The sequence below is a fragment of the Pseudomonas sp. GM79 genome (assembly GCF_000282495.1).
GTDB lineage: Bacteria > Pseudomonadota > Gammaproteobacteria > Pseudomonadales > Pseudomonadaceae > Aquipseudomonas.
The window spans coordinates 242,400-258,710 of record NZ_AKJE01000076.1; the positions used below are offsets into that span (position 1 = coordinate 242,400).

A 16,311-nucleotide genomic window follows, 5' to 3' on the forward strand; every position below is an offset into this window, starting at 1 on the left:
ATTTCATGGCTTGTGGATAACTTATTCCACCGTCACCGACTTCGCCAGGTTACGCGGCTGGTCAACGTCAGTGCCTTTCAATACGGCCACATAGTACGAAAGCAGCTGCAGCGGAATGGTGTAGAGGATCGGCGACAAGATGTCATGGATGTGCGGCATATGGACGACATGAGTGCCTTCGCCATTGGTCATGCCAGCCTGTTCGTCGGCGAAGACGATCAGTTCACCGCCACGGGCGCGGACTTCCTGGAGGTTGGATTTCAACTTCTCCAGCAGTTCGTTGTTCGGCGCTACAGTGACGACGGGCATGTCGTTATCCACAAGTGCCAACGGGCCATGTTTCAGTTCGCCCGCCGGGTAGGCTTCTGCGTGGATGTAAGAGATTTCCTTGAGCTTGAGGGCCCCTTCCATCGCCACCGGGAATTGCGCGCCGCGACCGAGGAACAGTGTGTGGTTCTTCTCGGCGAACAGCTCGGCGATTTTCTCCACGGTGCTGTCCATGGCCAGGGCTTCGCCCAAACGGGTCGGCAGGCGACGCAGTTCCTCGACCAGTGTGGCTTCGACACCTTCGGCCAACGTACCGCGAACCTGACCCAGAGACAGGGTCAGCAACAGCAGGCCAACCAGTTGAGTGGTGAAGGCTTTGGTCGAGGCCACGCCGATTTCGCGACCGGCCTGAGTCAGCAGCGTCAGGTCCGATTCACGCACCAGGGAGCTGATGCCGACGTTGCAGATTGCCAGGCTGGCGAGGAAACCGAGCTCCTTGGCATTGCGCAGCGCGGCCAAGGTGTCGGCGGTTTCACCTGACTGGGAGATGCTCACGAACAGGGTGTCGGGCTGCACCACTACCTTGCGATAGCGGAATTCGCTGGCGACTTCGACCTGGCATGGGATGCCAGCCAGTTCTTCGAGCCAGTAACGGGCAACCATGCCAGCGTGATAGCTGGTGCCGCAGGCGACGATCTGTACATTGCGTACCTTGGCGAACAGCTCGGCCGCTTGGGGACCGAATGCCTCGACCAGCACCTGGTTCTGGCTCAGGCGACCTTCGAGGGTGCGCTGCACCACTGCCGGTTGCTCGTGAATTTCCTTGAGCATGTAATGGCGGAATTCGCCCTTGTCAGCCGCTTCGGCCCCGTCACGGTACTGAACGCTTTCGCGCTCGACGAGTGCGCCGGTGATATCCCAGATCTGCACGCTGTCGCGGCGAATTTCGGCGATATCGCCTTCTTCCAGGTACATGAAACGGTCAGTGACCTGACGTAGCGCCAATTGGTCCGAAGCCAGGAAATTCTCCCCCATACCCAGACCGATCACCAATGGGCTGCCACTGCGGGCCGCCACCAGGCGATCCGGTTGCCGGGCACTGATCACTGCCAGACCGTATGCACCATGCAGCTCTTGCACGGTCGCTTTCAGGGCGACTGTCAGGTCGGGTTGCAGCTTGAGTTTTTCGTGCAGCAAATGCGCGATGACTTCAGTGTCAGTGTCCGACGTGAACACGTGGCCCAAAGCCTTGAGTTGCTCGCGCAGGGCTTCATGGTTCTCGATGATGCCGTTGTGCACCACCGCCAGATCGCCCGAAAAATGCGGGTGCGCGTTGCGTTCGCACGGCGCGCCGTGGGTCGCCCAGCGGGTGTGGGCAATGCCCAGACGGCCGACCAGAGGCTCTTCGATCAGCGCCTGTTCCAGTTCGCTGACCTTGCCCGGACGACGCGTGCGCAAGAGTTTTTCATCGTTGGTGTACACCGCCACACCGGCGCTGTCATAACCACGGTATTCCAGACGCTTGAGGCCTTCGAGCAGGATGGCGGTAACGTTACGTTCTGCGACTGCACCGACAATTCCACACATGCTAGTTCTCCTGACTGACGGCGGCGCAAATCAAATTAATGCCGCGGGCCTGAATCTGATCGCGTGCCGCAAGTGGCAGACGATCATCGGTAATGAGGGTATGGACGCTGCTCCATGGCAGCTCCAGATTGGGAATTTTTCGGCCGATCTTGTCGGCCTCGACCATCACGATCACTTCGCGGGCAACCTCGGCCATGACACGGCTCAAGCCCAGCAATTCATTGAAGGTGGTGGTCCCGCGTACCAGATCGATGCCATCGGCACCGATAAATAGCTGATCAAAGTCATATGAGCGTAGTACTTGCTCGGCCACCTGACCCTGGAAGGACTCGGAATGCGGGTCCCAGGTCCCGCCGGTCATCAACAGCACCGGCTCGTGCTCGAGTTCGCTCAAAGCGTTGGCGACATACAGGGAGTTGGTCATCACCACCAGACCCGGTTGCTGGCCGAGTTCCGGGATCATTGCGGCGGTGGTGCTGCCGCTGTCGATGATGATTCGCGCATGCTCGCGGATCCGCGTGACGGCGGCGCGGGCAATCGCCTGCTTGTATTTGGAAACCGGTTGGCCGAGATCGGCGACCAGTTCCTGAGGCATGGTGACCGCCCCGCCATAACGACGCAGCAACAGACCGTTGCTTTCAAGCGCGGCCAAGTCCTTGCGAATCGTAACTTCCGAAGTTTCGAAGCGCTTGGCCAACTCATCCACACTGACTTCCCCCTGCTCATTGAGCAAGGCGAGGATGTTGTGGCGGCGTTGGGGGGTGTTGCGCTTCGACATGGCTGGTAAGTTTCGATTCGAAAGATAACGTAAGCAATCAAAACCCATTAGCGAAACTTCGTCAAGCCAGCGCCAGAAAAAAGATGTGTAGATAACCCATAAAAAAGATCGCAGCCTTCGGCAGCTCCTACAGAATGAACACGAATTCCTTGTAGGAGCTGCCGAAGGCTGCGATCTTTTGATCTTGTTGTGGATAACTCAGCTCTTCTTGAGCTTCTCCGGCCGCTTCCAGCCATCGATGTTCTTCTGCCGAGCCCGGCCCACGGCCAACTGAGCTTTATCCACATTCTGGGTAATGGTCGAACCCGCCGCCGTGGTTGCACCCGCTGAGATATCCACAGGCGCCACCAACGAATTGTTGGAACCGATGAATACATCTTCGCCCAACACGGTTTTCCACTTGTTCGCCCCATCGTAGTTGCAGGTAATGGTGCCTGCGCCGATGTTAGTGCGCGCACCGATCTCGGCGTCGCCCAGATACGTCAAGTGACCGGCCTTGGCGCCCTCGCCCATATGGGCGTTCTTCAGTTCAACGAAGTTACCCACATGCGCGCGAGCTTCCAGCACCGTACCCGGACGCAAACGAGCGAACGGGCCGGCATCGCTGCCTTCACCGAGTATTGCGCCTTCGATATGGCTGTTGGCCTTGATCACTACGCCTTTGCGCAGGGTGCTGTCCTTGATCACGCAGTTCGGGCCGATCACCACGTCGTCCTCGATGACCACTTTGCCTTCGAGGATGACGTTGATGTCGATCAGTACATCCCGACCGACGGTGACCTCACCACGTACATCGAAACGTGCCGGGTCGCGCAGGGTCACGCCCTGAGCCATCAAACGACGAGCGGCGCGCAGCTGATAGTGACGCTCAAGCTCGGCCAGTTGCTTGCGATCGTTGGCGCCCTGCACTTCCATAGCGTCATGGGGGTGTTCGGTAGCCACTACCAGACCATCACTGACCGCCATGGCGATCACGTCGGTCAGGTAGTACTCGCCTTGGGCATTATTGTTGGACAGCCGGCTCATCCAGTCGCCCAAGCGCTCAAAAGGAACTGCCAGGATGCCTGTATTACCTTCAGTAATGGCGCGTTCGGCGTCGTTGGCGTCTTTCTGCTCGACGATGGCGGTAACCTTGCCGGCGGCATTGCGGACGATGCGGCCGTAACCCGTCGGGTCATCCAGCTCGACAGTCAACAGGCCCAGTTGCTGCGGTGCAGCCAGCTTGAGCAACCGTTGCAGGGTTTCGACTTCGATCAAGGGTACGTCGCCGTAAAGAATCAGCACGGTATCGGACTCGATGAACGGCACAGCCTGGGCCACCGCATGTCCGGTACCCAGCTGTTGATCCTGCAGGACGAAATTCAGGTCATCGGCCGCCAGACGCTCGCGCACCGCTTCGGCACCATGTCCGATCACCACATGGATGCGTTGTGGATCTAGTTGCCGGGCCGTGTGGATAACATGGCCAAGCATTGAGTTACCGGCAACAGGATGCAGGACTTTAGGCAAGGCCGAACGCATGCGCGTGCCTTGGCCGGCAGCGAGGATAACGATTTCAAGAGACATGACAGACTACTAATCCTGGGGGGTCAGCGGCTGCGACCGGGTGATGAAAGTCGGAAAAGAAAAAAGGGTAGCCGAGGCTACCCTTTTTAATCAATCGCGCAATAAGTCGATGGCCTATTAGTGGCCGAACTTCTTGCGGATCTGCTGGACGGTGCGCAGCTGAGCTGCAGCCTCGGCCAGACGTGCGGCAGCAGCTCCGTAATCGAACTCTGCGCCTTTGTCATGCAGGGCCTTCTCGGCAGCCTGAACTGCTTCCCGAGCGGAGGCTTCATCCAGGTCGGCAGCACGTTGCACGGTGTCGGCAAGAACCTTGACCATGTTCGGCTGAACCTCGAGGAAACCACCGGAGATGTAATACACCTCCTCTTCCCCGCCCTGCTTGATCAGGCGGATCGGACCCGGCTTGAGATTGGTGATCAGCGGCGCGTGACCCAGGGCGATACCAAGATCACCCAGTGCACCGTGCGCAACCACCATCTCGACCAGGCCGGAAAAGATTTCCCCTTCCGCGCTGACGATATCGCAATGGACTGTCATAGCCATCTGATTGCCTCAACCTAAATTAGCGCCCGTTGCCGGGCGCCGGGATTACAGTTTCTTGGCTTTCTCGATCGCTTCTTCGATGCCGCCGACCATGTAGAACGCTTGTTCTGGCAGGTGGTCGTAGTCACCGTTGAGGATGCCTTTGAAGCCAGCAATGGTGTCTTTCAGGGAAACGTATTTACCCGATGCACCGGTGAAGACTTCAGCCACGAAGAACGGCTGCGACAAGAAACGCTGGATCTTACGAGCACGGTTTACCAACTGCTTGTCGGCTTCCGACAGCTCGTCCATACCCAGGATCGCAATGATGTCCTTCAGTTCTTTGTAACGCTGCAGAACATACTGTACGCCGCGAGCGGTGTCGTAGTGGTCCTGGCCGATTACGTTCGGGTCCAGCTGGCGCGAAGTCGAGTCGAGTGGATCGACCGCCGGGTAGATACCCAGGGATGCGATGTCACGGGACAGAACGACGGTGGCGTCCAAGTGGGCGAAGGTGGTCGCTGGCGACGGGTCAGTCAAGTCATCCGCCGGTACGTATACCGCCTGGATCGAGGTGATCGAACCGTTTTTGGTCGAAGTGATACGCTCTTGCAGAGTACCCATCTCTTCGGCCAGGGTCGGCTGGTAACCTACTGCGGAAGGCATACGGCCCAGCAGTGCGGATACTTCAGTACCGGCCAGGGTGTAACGATAGATGTTGTCGACGAACAGCAGAACGTCGTTACCTTCGTCACGGAACTTCTCGGCCATGGTCAGGCCGGTCAATGCTACGCGCAGACGGTTACCCGGCGGCTCGTTCATCTGACCGTAAACCAGTGCCACTTTGTCCAGAACGTTGGAATCCTTCATCTCGTGGTAGAAGTCGTTACCCTCACGAGTACGCTCACCCACACCGGCGAACACGGAATAACCGCTGTGCTCGATGGCGATGTTACGGATCAGTTCCATCATGTTTACGGTTTTGCCTACACCGGCACCACCGAACAGACCGACTTTACCACCCTTGGCGAACGGGCAAACCAGGTCGATAACCTTGATGCCGGTTTCCAGCAGGTCGTTGCCGCCCGCTTGTTCAGCGAAGGTTGGCGCAGGACGGTGAATGCCCCAGCGCTCTTCGGTGTCGATCGGGCCAGCTTCGTCGATCGGGTTACCCAGAACGTCCATGATCCGGCCCAGGGTCGCTTTACCGACTGGTACGGAGATAGCTGTGCCAGAGTCAGTGACTTCCAGACCGCGCTTCAAGCCCTCGGTGGAACCCATCGCAATGGTACGAACCACGCCGTCGCCCAGCTGTTGCTGAACTTCCAGGGTGGTTTCGGCCGCGCTCACTACTTTCAGCGCGTTGTAGATGCTCGGTACGCTGTCGCGTGGAAATTCCACGTCGATAACGGCGCCGATGATTTGAACGATACGTCCGCTACTCATAGCTGGATCCTCTGAATATTTGAACCGTTAAACCGCGGCAGCGCCGCCGACGATTTCCGAGATCTCTTGGGTGATCGCAGCCTGACGCGCCTTGTTGTAGACCAGCTGCAAATCGCTGATCAAATCACCGGCGTTGTCGGTAGCGTTCTTCATCGCGATCATCCGCGCAGCTTGTTCAGCCGCGTTGTTCTCGACCACCGCCTGGTAGACCTGCGACTCCACGTAACGGACCATCAAGCCGTCAAGCAGCTCTTTGGCGTCCGGTTCGTACAGATAATCCCAGTGGTGCTTGAGTTCTTGATCCGGGGTTGCCACCAGTGGAATCAACTGCTCCACGGTAGGCGATTGCGTCATGGTGTTGATGAACTTGTTGGATACCACGGACAGGCGGTCAATACGGCCGTCCAGGTAGGCATCCAGCATCACCTTGACGCTGCCGATCAAGTCATTGATCGACGGCTCTTCACCCAGGTGGCTGATAGCTGCAACGACGTTACCGCCGAAGTTGCGGAAGAAAGCCGCACCTTTGCTACCCACTACACACAGATCAATCTCGACGCCGTTTTCGCGGTTTACCGCCATGTCCTTGACCAGGGCCTTGAACAGGTTGGTGTTCAAGCCACCACACAGACCACGGTCACTGCTCACCACAACGTAACCGACGCGCTTTACTTCACGGTCGATCATGAATGGGTGGCGATATTCCGGGTTGGCGTTGGCCAGATGGCCAATAACCTGGCGGATGCGCTCCGCGTAAGGACGGCTAGCAGCCATGCGCATTTGTGCCTTGCGCATTTTACTGACCGCCACTTTTTCCATGGCGCTGGTAATCTTTTGCGTGCTTTTGATGCTCGCAATCTTACTGCGAATCTCTTTTGCGCCTGCCATGTAACACCTATCAGGTTAGCAAGCGGGAGCCTTGCGGCTCCCGCTGCGGCTTACCAGGTTTGGGTGGCCTTGAACTTCTCGATACCGGCTTTCATGCCAGCGTCGATTTCGTCATTGAAGTCACCCTTCACGTTGATCTTCGCCATCAATTCGGCGTGATCGCGGTTGAAGAAAGCAATCAGCGCTTGTTCAAAGCTGCCGATCTTGGCGATTTCGACGTCAGTCAGGAACCCACGCTCAGCGGCATACAGCGACAGCGCCATGTCAGCGATCGACATTGGTGCGTATTGCTTCTGCTTCATCAGCTCGGTAACGCGCTGACCATGCTCAAGTTGCTTACGGGTCGCTTCGTCCAGGTCAGAAGCGAACTGGGCGAATGCCGCCAGTTCACGGTACTGAGCCAGAGCGGTACGGATACCACCGGACAGCTTCTTGATGATCTTGGTCTGAGCGGCACCACCCACACGGGATACCGAAACACCGGCGTTCACTGCAGGACGGATCCCGGAGTTGAACATGGCCGATTCCAGGAAGATCTGACCGTCGGTGATGGAAATCACGTTGGTCGGAACGAACGCGGAAACGTCGCCAGCCTGGGTTTCGATGATCGGCAGTGCGGTCAGGGAACCGGTTTTGCCGGTCACTGCGCCGTTGGTGAACTTCTCTACGTATTCTTCCGAAACGCGGGATGCGCGCTCCAGCAGACGGGAGTGGAGATAGAACACGTCGCCTGGGTAAGCTTCACGGCCTGGTGGACGGCGCAGCAGCAGGGAAATCTGGCGGTAAGCCACTGCTTGCTTGGACAGATCGTCATAAACGATCAGCGCGTCTTCACCGCGGTCGCGGAAGAATTCACCCATGGTGCAACCGGAGTACGGAGCCAGGAACTGCAGTGCTGCAGATTCCGAAGCGCTCGCCGCCACGACGATGGTGTTAGCCAGTGCGCCGTTTTCTTCCAGCTTGCGAACAACGTTGGCGATGGTCGATTGCTTCTGACCGATTGCTACGTAGACGCAGAAAATGCCGCTGTCTTTCTGGTTGATGATCGCGTCGATCGCCAGAGCGGTTTTACCGATCTGACGGTCACCGATGATCAGCTCACGCTGGCCACGGCCGACAGGGATCATGGCATCGACAGCCTTGTAGCCAGTCTGTACAGGCTGGTCTACCGACTTACGCCAGATCACGCCTGGAGCAACTTTCTCGACCGCATCGGTCTCGGTGTTGTTCAGCGGACCTTTGCCGTCAACTGGGTTACCCAGTGCGTCGACTACGCGACCCAGCAGTTCCTTACCAACCGGAACTTCGAGGATGCGGCCGGTGCACTTGGCGCTCATGCCTTCAGCCAGAGACTGGTAGGAGCCCAATACAACGGCACCTACAGAGTCTTGCTCAAGGTTGAGAGCCATACCGAAGACGCCGCCCGGAAACTCGATCATCTCGCCGTACATGACGTCGGCCAGACCGTGAATCCGCACGATACCGTCAGATACGCTGACGACAGTGCCTTCGTTACGGGCTTGAGAGGTCACATCGAGCTTGTCGATGCGGCCCTTGATAATTTCACTTATTTCGGAAGGATTGAGTTGCTGCATTGCTCTGCTGCCCCTTCAAACTCAAGATTTCAATGCTTCGGCAAGGTTCGCGAGTTTGCCGCGAACCGAGCCATCGATAACCAGGTCGCCGGCGCGGATGACAATGCCCCCAATCAGGGATTTGTCTTCCTCGACTTGCAGGCGCACTTCCCGGTTGAGTCGTGCACTGAGAACCTTGGCGAGTTTGTCTTGCTGTTCTTGGTTCAATGCAAAAGCACTGGTCACTTCAACGTCTACCGACTTCTCTTGTTCAGCCTTGTACAGGTCGAACAGAGCGGATATCTCCGGCAAAAGCGGGAGACGGTCGTTTTCGGCAACGACGTTAATGAAGTTCTGTGCCTTGGCATCAAACTTGTCGCCGCACACGTCAATAAACGTGGCGGCCTTGTTTGCGCTCGTCAGTCGCGGGGCCTTGAGCACGCGCTGCATGGTGTCGTCTTGCGACACTGCTGCAGCCAGGCCGAGCATGGCTGACCAAGAGGCCAGTTGCTGGTGGGCCTGGGCGTGCTCGAAGGCTGCCTTAGCGTAAGGTCGGGCCAACGTGGTCAATTCTGCCATGATCGCCCTCGCTTAAATTTCAGCAGCCAGTTTGTTTACCAGCTCCGCGTGCGCGTTTTGATCGATTGTGGCACCCAGGATCTTCTCGGCGCCGCCGACAGCCAGTGCACCCAGTTGGGCACGCAGCGCGTCTTTGACACTGTTCAGTTCCTGCTCGATCTCGGCCTGAGCCTGAACCTTCACACGGTCAGCGTCGAGACGGGCTTTTTCAACAGCCTCGTCAACGATCTGATTACCGCGTTTCTTGGCTTGCTCAATGATTTCAGCTGCCTGAGCTTTCGCTTCGCGCAGTTGCTGACCCACTTTCTCATGGGCCAACTCCAGGTCGCGAGCTGCTCGGCTGGCAGCGTCCAGTCCATCCGCGATCTTCTTCTGACGTTCGTGCAAAGCCGCGATGACCGGAGGCCACACGAACTTCATGCAAAACAGTACAAAAATGAAGAACGCAACGGATTGGCCAATCAGGGTTGCATTAATGTTCACGCCAACACCTCGCTCGTTCGTTGCACATCACACCAATCAACTCGAAGGTTCGAGTGATTAGCCAGCGAGTTGACCAACGAATGGGTTCGCGAAGGTGAAGAACAGAGCGATACCAACACCGATCATGGTTACGGCGTCGAGCAGACCGGCAACGATGAACATTTTAACTTGCAGCATTGGAACCATTTCTGGCTGACGCGCTGCGCCTTCCAGGAACTTGCCGCCCAACAGGCCGAAACCAATTGCGGTACCCAGTGCGCCCAGGCCGATCAACAGTGCAACAGCGATAGCGGTTAGACCAACTACAGTTTCCATCTTTCCTCCCGACTTTTACGTCGTATGGTTTAGGTTTTTTAGATTTTAAAGCGGTAAAACAAATCGTTTCATAGCCCTGTTCGGGCACCCACCCGTTTTACCGGGTGGGACATCAGACTAGTCGAGACTGGTCTTAATGGTTCTCTTCGTGCGCCATCGACAGGTAGACGATGGTCAGCATCATGAAGATAAACGCCTGCAGGGTGATGATCAGGATGTGGAACACAGCCCACGCCCACTGCAGAACTACGCCCAGGCCGCTAAGCCAGAGCAGACCGCTGCCGAACATCACAGCAATCAGAATGAAGACCAGCTCGCCGGCGTACATGTTGCCGAACAGACGCAGTGCCAGAGAGATTGGCTTGGCCACCAGCGTCACGAACTCCAGCAGGAAGTTCACCGGAATCAGCAGGGCTTGAACGAAGATGTTCTTGCTGCCGAACGGGTGCAGGGTCAGTTCGCCGATGAAGCCGCCGATGCCCTTGACCTTGATGCTGTAGAAAATGATCAACGCGAACACCGACAGGGACATACCCAGGGTCGCGTTCGGGTCAGTGGTAGGAACGGCACGGAAGACCAGGTGCGGGTCGCCGGTCATGATGGCAGCCAGCTTCGGAATCCAGTCGACCGGTACCAAATCGACGGCGTTCATCATGAACACCCAGACAAAAATCGTCAGCGCCAATGGTGCGATCAATGGATTACGGCCGTGAAAGGTATCTTTCACGCTGCCGTCAACGAACTCGATCAGAACCTCAACGAAGTTCTGCAGGCCGCCAGGTTGACCGGAAGTCGCCTTCTTTGCCGCCATGCGGAAAAGAAGAACGAAAATCAGACCCAACGCGACCGACCAGCCGAGAGTATCGACGTGGAAAGCCCAGAAGCCCATTTCTTTGGCTTCTGCTGCGGTGTGGGCAAAACCCCACCCGCCAGTTGGATGCTGACCGAAGGTCAGGTTCTGCAAGTGGTGCTGGATATAGCCCGAAGCGGTTGTCTCTGCCATGGTTGCCTCAAACGCCCTAAGGTCTCGAAAGTCTTGTTCTCATTAGCAGGGGAGCGAACCAGCTAACCAGTTGGGTCAGCACGAAGACGCCGAATACTGCTAACGGCGCCAATGGCTTCACACCTGCGAACGTCAATGCAAACAGCACTGCCGTCAAAATCAGTTTGCCCGCCTCGCCGGCATAAAAAGACCGGACGATGGCTTGAGCTGCTCGGGCGCCGGAAAACCGAAATGCCCTGTGAGCGAAATAAATATTGGGAAGCAAGGCTATCAGGCCTCCGCAGAGCCCCGAGTACCCGGCAACGACTCCATGCCATTGCCAGAGCGCCAAAGCGGCAATCAGCAAAACGACAAATTGAGCCATTAACACCGGAAAAACTGCCAGGCGATGGAACGGCAAGCGGTCTGGCGTGCGGTTTTCCATCTCTTTTGCTCCCCAATGGTCGGCTGCCAGAATTCAATAACTTGGCATAATTTGTGCCGACAAAATGCGCGCAGAGTATAGGGGCGGTTCTGCCCCTATTCAACTGTCAGGTAGTGATTTCCGACTTCACGCTACATGAGGAATTGTTTCAGCGGATGTGTGCGAGCACACCTTGAAGTTCATCAAGAGAGTTGTAGCCGATCACTAGCTGCCCCTTACCCTTCTTTCCGTGGCGGATCTGCACCGCAGAGCCTAGGCGCTCGGCCAGACGCTGCTCGAGCCGGGCGATATCCGGGTCCGGTTTTGCTGGTTCCACAGGCTCCGATTTGCCACTCAACCACTGGCGAACCAGTGCTTCAGTCTGGCGCACAGTCAGCCCCCGTGCGACAACATGTCGCGCCCCTTCAACTTGTTGAATTTCCGGCAAACCGAGCAAGGCACGGGCATGACCCATTTCCAGGTCGCCGTGAGACAGCATGGTTTTGATGACTTCCGGCAGCGAAATCAGGCGCAACAGATTGGCGACGGTGACGCGGGACTTACCCACAGCCTCGGCCACTTGTTGCTGAGTCAGCTGGAATTCCTGCTGCAAACGCTGCAAGGCCACCGCTTCTTCAATCGGATTGAGGTCTTCACGCTGGATGTTCTCGATCAGCGCCATGGCGATGGCGGTTTCATCCGGCACATCGCGAACCATCGCCGGGATGGTTTCCTGGCCAGCCTGCTGGCTGGCACGCCAGCGGCGTTCGCCGGCGATGATTTCGAAGCGCCCGCTGCCGATCGGGCGAACCACGATCGGCTGCATCACGCCCTGGGCCCTGATCGACTGCGCCAGCTCTTCCAGCGCTTGAGGATCCATGTCCCGACGCGGCTGGTACTTGCCACGCTGGATCAGGTCCAGGGGCAGGTGCTGCAACTCACGCTGGTCGGCTTGTACCGCTTGCTCTTCCAGCGAGCTGACAGTCGGACCACTCAGCAGTGCATCCAGTCCACGTCCGAGACCTCGTTTCTTGACGGCCATGGGGATTCCTTAAGTTGCCTGAGCAGCGGCGATGCGTGAGTTTTTGCGCTGACGGCGAACCATCTCGCCCGCCAATGCCAGATAGGCAATCGCGCCCCGCGATGACTTGTCGTACGCCAGCGCCGGCATGCCATAGCTTGGCGCTTCGGCCAGGCGGATGTTGCGTGGAATGACGGTGTCGTAGAGCTGATCGCCGAAGTGTTCCTTGAGCTGCGCCGATACGTCGTTCATCAGGCTCAGGCGCGGGTCGTACATGGTCCGCAACAGGCCTTCGACTTTCAGGTTAGGGTTCAGCAGTTCGGCGATGCGCTTGATGTTATCCACAAGGTCGCTCAACCCTTCGAGCGCGAAATACTCGCACTGCATGGGGATAATCACCCCGTCGGCGGCAACCAGCGCATTGAGCGTCAACATCGACAGCGACGGCGGGCAGTCGATCAAAATGTAATCGTAGTTTTCACGGATCGGCGCCAACGCACTGCGTAGGCGGCTTTCCTTCATCTGCATTTCCAGCAGAACCACTTCGGCCGCGGTCAGGTCGCGGTTGGCCGGCAGCAACTGGTAACCACCGTGCTCGGAATAATGCATGGCCTGGGCCAGATCGCATTCGCCGATCAGCAGGTCGTAGACCGAGTTTTCCAGGCCGTGTTTATCCACACCGCTACCCATGGTGGCGTTGCCCTGTGGATCGAGATCGATCAACAGCACCCGACGCTTGGTAGCGACCAGGGAAGCTGCGAGGTTGATACAGGTGGTGGTCTTGCCCACACCACCCTTCTGGTTCGCTATCGCGAATACCTTAGCCATTCTTGCTTGTGTTCCCAATCATGCCGTGCGGCGCAGTATCAGCAGATGGCGTTGGCCTTGGCAACCGGGTACGGCCAGGGCGTGTTCGCTATCGAGGTGGAAGTCTGCCGGCAATGCTACCAGCTCATCGGCGGGATGAACGCCCTTCATTGCCAGCCAACGTGTTTCGGCGTCGCCCAAATGGCGAGTCCAGTTGCTGAAGTTCTCCATGCTGCTGAACGCACGGGAAATGATCCCGTTGAATGGCAGTTCAGGCTGGAAGGCTTCGACGCGACTGTGGATAACTTGCAGGTTATCCAGTTTGAGTTCGAGTTTGACCTGGGTCAGGAAGCGGGTTTTCTTGCCGTTGCTGTCCAGGCAGGTCACTTGCGACTCGGGAAACAGGATCGCCAGGGGAATCCCTGGCATGCCGCCGCCACTGCCCACATCCAGCCAACGGCCGTTTTCGATGAAGGACATAACGCTCAGGCTGTCGAGCAAATGCCGTGAAACCATTTCGTCCGGATCACGCACGGCCGTGAGGTTGTAGGCCTTGTTCCATTTTATCAACAGGGCCAGATAACCCAGCAGCTGTGCATGCTGGGCGTCCGTCAGGTTGACACCGAGCTGGCGAGCACCTGTGGATAACTCTTCGGCGTGTTGCGAGGTGACCAACGAACTCAAGCGCTTTGCTCCAACTGACGGCCCGCGCCGCGTTTTTTCAAATGAATCATCAACAGCGAAATCGCTGCCGGGGTCACGCCCGGAATACGCGACGCCTGGCCCAGGGTCTCTGGACGGGTCGCGCCGAGCTTGCTCTGGATCTCTTTCGACAGACCGGAGATGTTCGTGTAATCGATATCCACAGGCAGTTTGGTGTCTTCGCTAGCCCGCAGGCGCGCGATTTCATCCTGTTGACGATCGATGTAACCGGCGTATTTGGTCTTGATTTCGACCTGTTCGGCGACCTGTGGATCTTCTGCCCCCCCACCGGTCACGGCGATCAGACCAGCGTAGTCGATTTCCGGACGGCTCAGCAGGTTGAGCAAATTGTATTCGTGGGTCAGCGGCGTACCGAACTTCTCGGAAATCGCATCGCCCTGCTCGGTGCCCGGGCGAACCCAGGTACTTTTCAGGCGTTGCTCTTCCAGATCGATGCTTTCGCGCTTCTTGCAGAACGCCGCCCAACGCACGTCATCCACCAGACCCAATTCGCGACCTTTCTCGGTCAAACGCAGGTCGGCGTTATCTTCGCGCAGGATCAAACGGTATTCGGCGCGGGATGTGAACATCCGATACGGTTCCTGGGTACCCAGGGTAATCAGGTCGTCGACCAAAACGCCGATGTACGCCTCGTCGCGACGCGGGCACCAGGCGTCTTTGCCCTGCGCACGCAGTGCGGCGTTGGCTCCGGCCAGCAAACCTTGGGCGCCGGCTTCTTCGTAACCGGTGGTGCCGTTGATTTGCCCGGCGAAGAACAGACCGCCGATCACTTTGGTTTCCAGGCTGTACTTCAGGTCACGCGGGTCGAAGTAGTCGTACTCGATGGCGTAGCCCGGGCGAACGATGTGCGCGTTTTCCATGCCGCGGATCGATTGCACGATCTGCAGTTGCACGTCGAACGGCAGGGAAGTGGATATCCCGTTCGGGTACAGCTCGTGGGTGGTCAAACCTTCCGGCTCGATGAAGACCTGGTGGCTTTCCTTGTCGGCAAAACGGTGGATCTTGTCTTCGATCGATGGGCAATAACGCGGACCGATGCCTTCGATCAACCCCGCATCGGAATACATCGGCGAACGATCAAGGTTCGCAGCAATGATTTCGTGGGTACGGGCGTTGGTGTGGGTAATCCAGCAACTGACCTGTTTCGGATGTTGCTCTTTGGAGCCCATGAACGACATCACCGGAATCGGCGTATCCCCTGCCTGCTCGGTCATCACCGAGAAATCCACAGTGCGACCGTCGATACGCGGCGGTGTACCGGTTTTCAGGCGACCGACACGCAATGGCAGTTCACGCAGACGATGAGCGAGGGCAATCGACGGCGGATCACCGGCGCGGCCGCCGGAATAATTCTGCATGCCGATGTGGATAAGTCCACCGAGGAAGGTACCGGTGGTCAACACCACGGAATCTGCGAAGAAACGCAGACCCATTTGGGTGACAACACCGCGCACTTGTTCCTGCTCGACGATCAGGTCGTCAGCAGCTTGTTGAAATATCCACAGGTTCGGCTGGTTTTCCAAAGCTTCGCGGACAGCGGCCTTGTACAGAACCCGATCTGCCTGAGCGCGGGTTGCACGCACGGCTGGGCCTTTGCGGCTGTTCAATACGCGAAACTGAATACCACCTTTATCGGTAGCCATGGCCATCGCGCCACCCAGGGCATCGATTTCTTTAACCAGATGGCTTTTGCCGATACCGCCAATGGCTGGGTTGCAACTCATGGCACCGAGGGTTTCCACGTTATGCGTCAGCAACAGGGTTTTTGCCCCCATACGTGCTGACGCCAGTGCTGCCTCGGTACCGGCATGACCGCCGCCGATGACGATCACTTCAAAACGGGAAGGGAAATCCACCACGCACCTCGTGCCTGCTTCAGTCAGGTAATCCGGAAATAGTTTGAGCTCAGGTTTTTGGACCTGGTCGGCAAGTATAGGGACTTCGCCCTTCCTAAAGAACCCTTTGCACAAAATTTAACCAGCTGTGGAGAAGTCGGGGTTATAGAAATTAAAAAGAGAGAAATTTATTAAATCTTTGTTTTTATGTTTATTTCTACTGAGCCACCTTTCTGTGGATAGATTGGTACAGCCCTTTATTTTCAATGTGTACAGAGATTCAAAACCCTGTGGTCATGTACCAAGGAGGCCCTTGGATAACCGGTGTAAGCCTGTGGATTAAAGGGATGGTTATCCACAGAGGTGATTATCTTCAGTTTTCAGGCCCTGTTATCAACTGCCCTTAGCGGCACTTATTCACAGAGCTTAATCCACAGAAAAGCCGCCGAATGAGCAAATCCCGGGCAAGGGGAATCCGCTCAAGCGAAGAATCTGCTCGGCACTGGGGAAAAAT

General features: G+C 57.2%; 16 protein-coding genes. All 16 read right to left on the reverse strand.

What is annotated here, in order from left to right:
• Positions 1-21: 21 nt before the first annotated feature.
• Positions 22-1,854 carry a glutamine--fructose-6-phosphate transaminase (isomerizing) gene (gene glmS / locus PMI36_RS09325; protein WP_008073634.1) on the reverse strand — a complete coding sequence of 611 codons (1,833 nt, stop codon included), beginning with the start codon at positions 1,852-1,854 and terminating at the stop codon, positions 22-24.
• A gap of 1 nt (position 1,855) precedes the next feature.
• Positions 1,856-2,632 carry a DeoR/GlpR family DNA-binding transcription regulator gene (locus PMI36_RS09320; RefSeq protein ID WP_007903040.1) on the reverse strand — a complete coding sequence of 259 codons (777 nt, stop codon included), beginning with the start codon at positions 2,630-2,632 and terminating at the stop codon, positions 1,856-1,858.
• Between the two features lie 198 nt (positions 2,633-2,830).
• On the reverse strand, positions 2,831-4,198 hold the full coding sequence (gene glmU / locus PMI36_RS09315; protein ID WP_008073635.1) for a bifunctional UDP-N-acetylglucosamine diphosphorylase/glucosamine-1-phosphate N-acetyltransferase GlmU: 1,368 nt from the start codon (positions 4,196-4,198) through the stop codon (positions 2,831-2,833).
• Positions 4,199-4,315: 117 nt separating this feature from the next.
• Positions 4,316-4,741 (reverse strand): F0F1 ATP synthase subunit epsilon, encoded by a 426-nt coding sequence (locus PMI36_RS09310; protein ID WP_007903037.1) that lies wholly within the window; start codon positions 4,739-4,741, stop codon positions 4,316-4,318.
• A 45-nt stretch (positions 4,742-4,786) separates the two neighbouring features.
• A complete protein-coding gene (atpD, locus tag PMI36_RS09305; RefSeq protein WP_007903035.1) occupies positions 4,787-6,166 on the reverse strand; it encodes a F0F1 ATP synthase subunit beta in 1,380 nt (459 codons plus the stop codon).
• Positions 6,167-6,193: 27 nt separating this feature from the next.
• A complete protein-coding gene (gene atpG, locus PMI36_RS09300; protein ID WP_007903034.1) occupies positions 6,194-7,054 on the reverse strand; it encodes a F0F1 ATP synthase subunit gamma in 861 nt (286 codons plus the stop codon).
• 50 nt (positions 7,055-7,104) lie between these two features.
• On the reverse strand, positions 7,105-8,649 hold the full coding sequence (gene atpA, locus PMI36_RS09295; protein WP_007903032.1) for a F0F1 ATP synthase subunit alpha: 1,545 nt from the start codon (positions 8,647-8,649) through the stop codon (positions 7,105-7,107).
• A gap of 21 nt (positions 8,650-8,670) precedes the next feature.
• Entirely contained in the window at positions 8,671-9,207 is a 537-nt protein-coding gene (locus PMI36_RS09290; protein ID WP_007903030.1) for a F0F1 ATP synthase subunit delta, read from the reverse strand.
• A 12-nt stretch (positions 9,208-9,219) separates the two neighbouring features.
• Entirely contained in the window at positions 9,220-9,690 is a 471-nt protein-coding gene (locus tag PMI36_RS09285) for a F0F1 ATP synthase subunit B (protein WP_008073637.1), read from the reverse strand.
• 57 nt (positions 9,691-9,747) lie between these two features.
• Positions 9,748-10,005 (reverse strand): F0F1 ATP synthase subunit C, encoded by a 258-nt coding sequence (gene atpE / locus PMI36_RS09280; protein ID WP_002555987.1) that lies wholly within the window; start codon positions 10,003-10,005, stop codon positions 9,748-9,750.
• A 133-nt stretch (positions 10,006-10,138) separates the two neighbouring features.
• Positions 10,139-11,008 (reverse strand): F0F1 ATP synthase subunit A, encoded by an 870-nt coding sequence (gene atpB, locus PMI36_RS09275; protein WP_008073640.1) that lies wholly within the window; start codon positions 11,006-11,008, stop codon positions 10,139-10,141.
• 16 nt (positions 11,009-11,024) lie between these two features.
• The gene (locus PMI36_RS09270) at positions 11,025-11,432 is read right to left on the reverse strand and encodes a F0F1 ATP synthase subunit I (protein ID WP_007903021.1); all 408 of its coding nucleotides are present in this window, start codon (positions 11,430-11,432) and stop codon (positions 11,025-11,027) included.
• 148 nt (positions 11,433-11,580) lie between these two features.
• Positions 11,581-12,453 carry a ParB/RepB/Spo0J family partition protein gene (locus PMI36_RS09265; RefSeq protein WP_008073642.1) on the reverse strand — a complete coding sequence of 291 codons (873 nt, stop codon included), beginning with the start codon at positions 12,451-12,453 and terminating at the stop codon, positions 11,581-11,583.
• Positions 12,454-12,462: 9 nt separating this feature from the next.
• A complete protein-coding gene (locus PMI36_RS09260; RefSeq protein ID WP_008007890.1) occupies positions 12,463-13,260 on the reverse strand; it encodes a ParA family protein in 798 nt (265 codons plus the stop codon).
• Between the two features lie 18 nt (positions 13,261-13,278).
• Complete coding sequence (gene rsmG, locus PMI36_RS09255; RefSeq protein ID WP_007903014.1) at positions 13,279-13,923, reverse strand: 16S rRNA (guanine(527)-N(7))-methyltransferase RsmG; 645 nt, start codon at positions 13,921-13,923, stop codon at positions 13,279-13,281.
• Complete coding sequence (gene mnmG, locus PMI36_RS09250; protein ID WP_007903012.1) at positions 13,920-15,818, reverse strand: tRNA uridine-5-carboxymethylaminomethyl(34) synthesis enzyme MnmG; 1,899 nt, start codon at positions 15,816-15,818, stop codon at positions 13,920-13,922. The genes rsmG and mnmG overlap by 4 nt, the downstream gene beginning before the upstream one ends.
• Between the last annotated feature and the right edge of the window lie 493 nt (positions 15,819-16,311).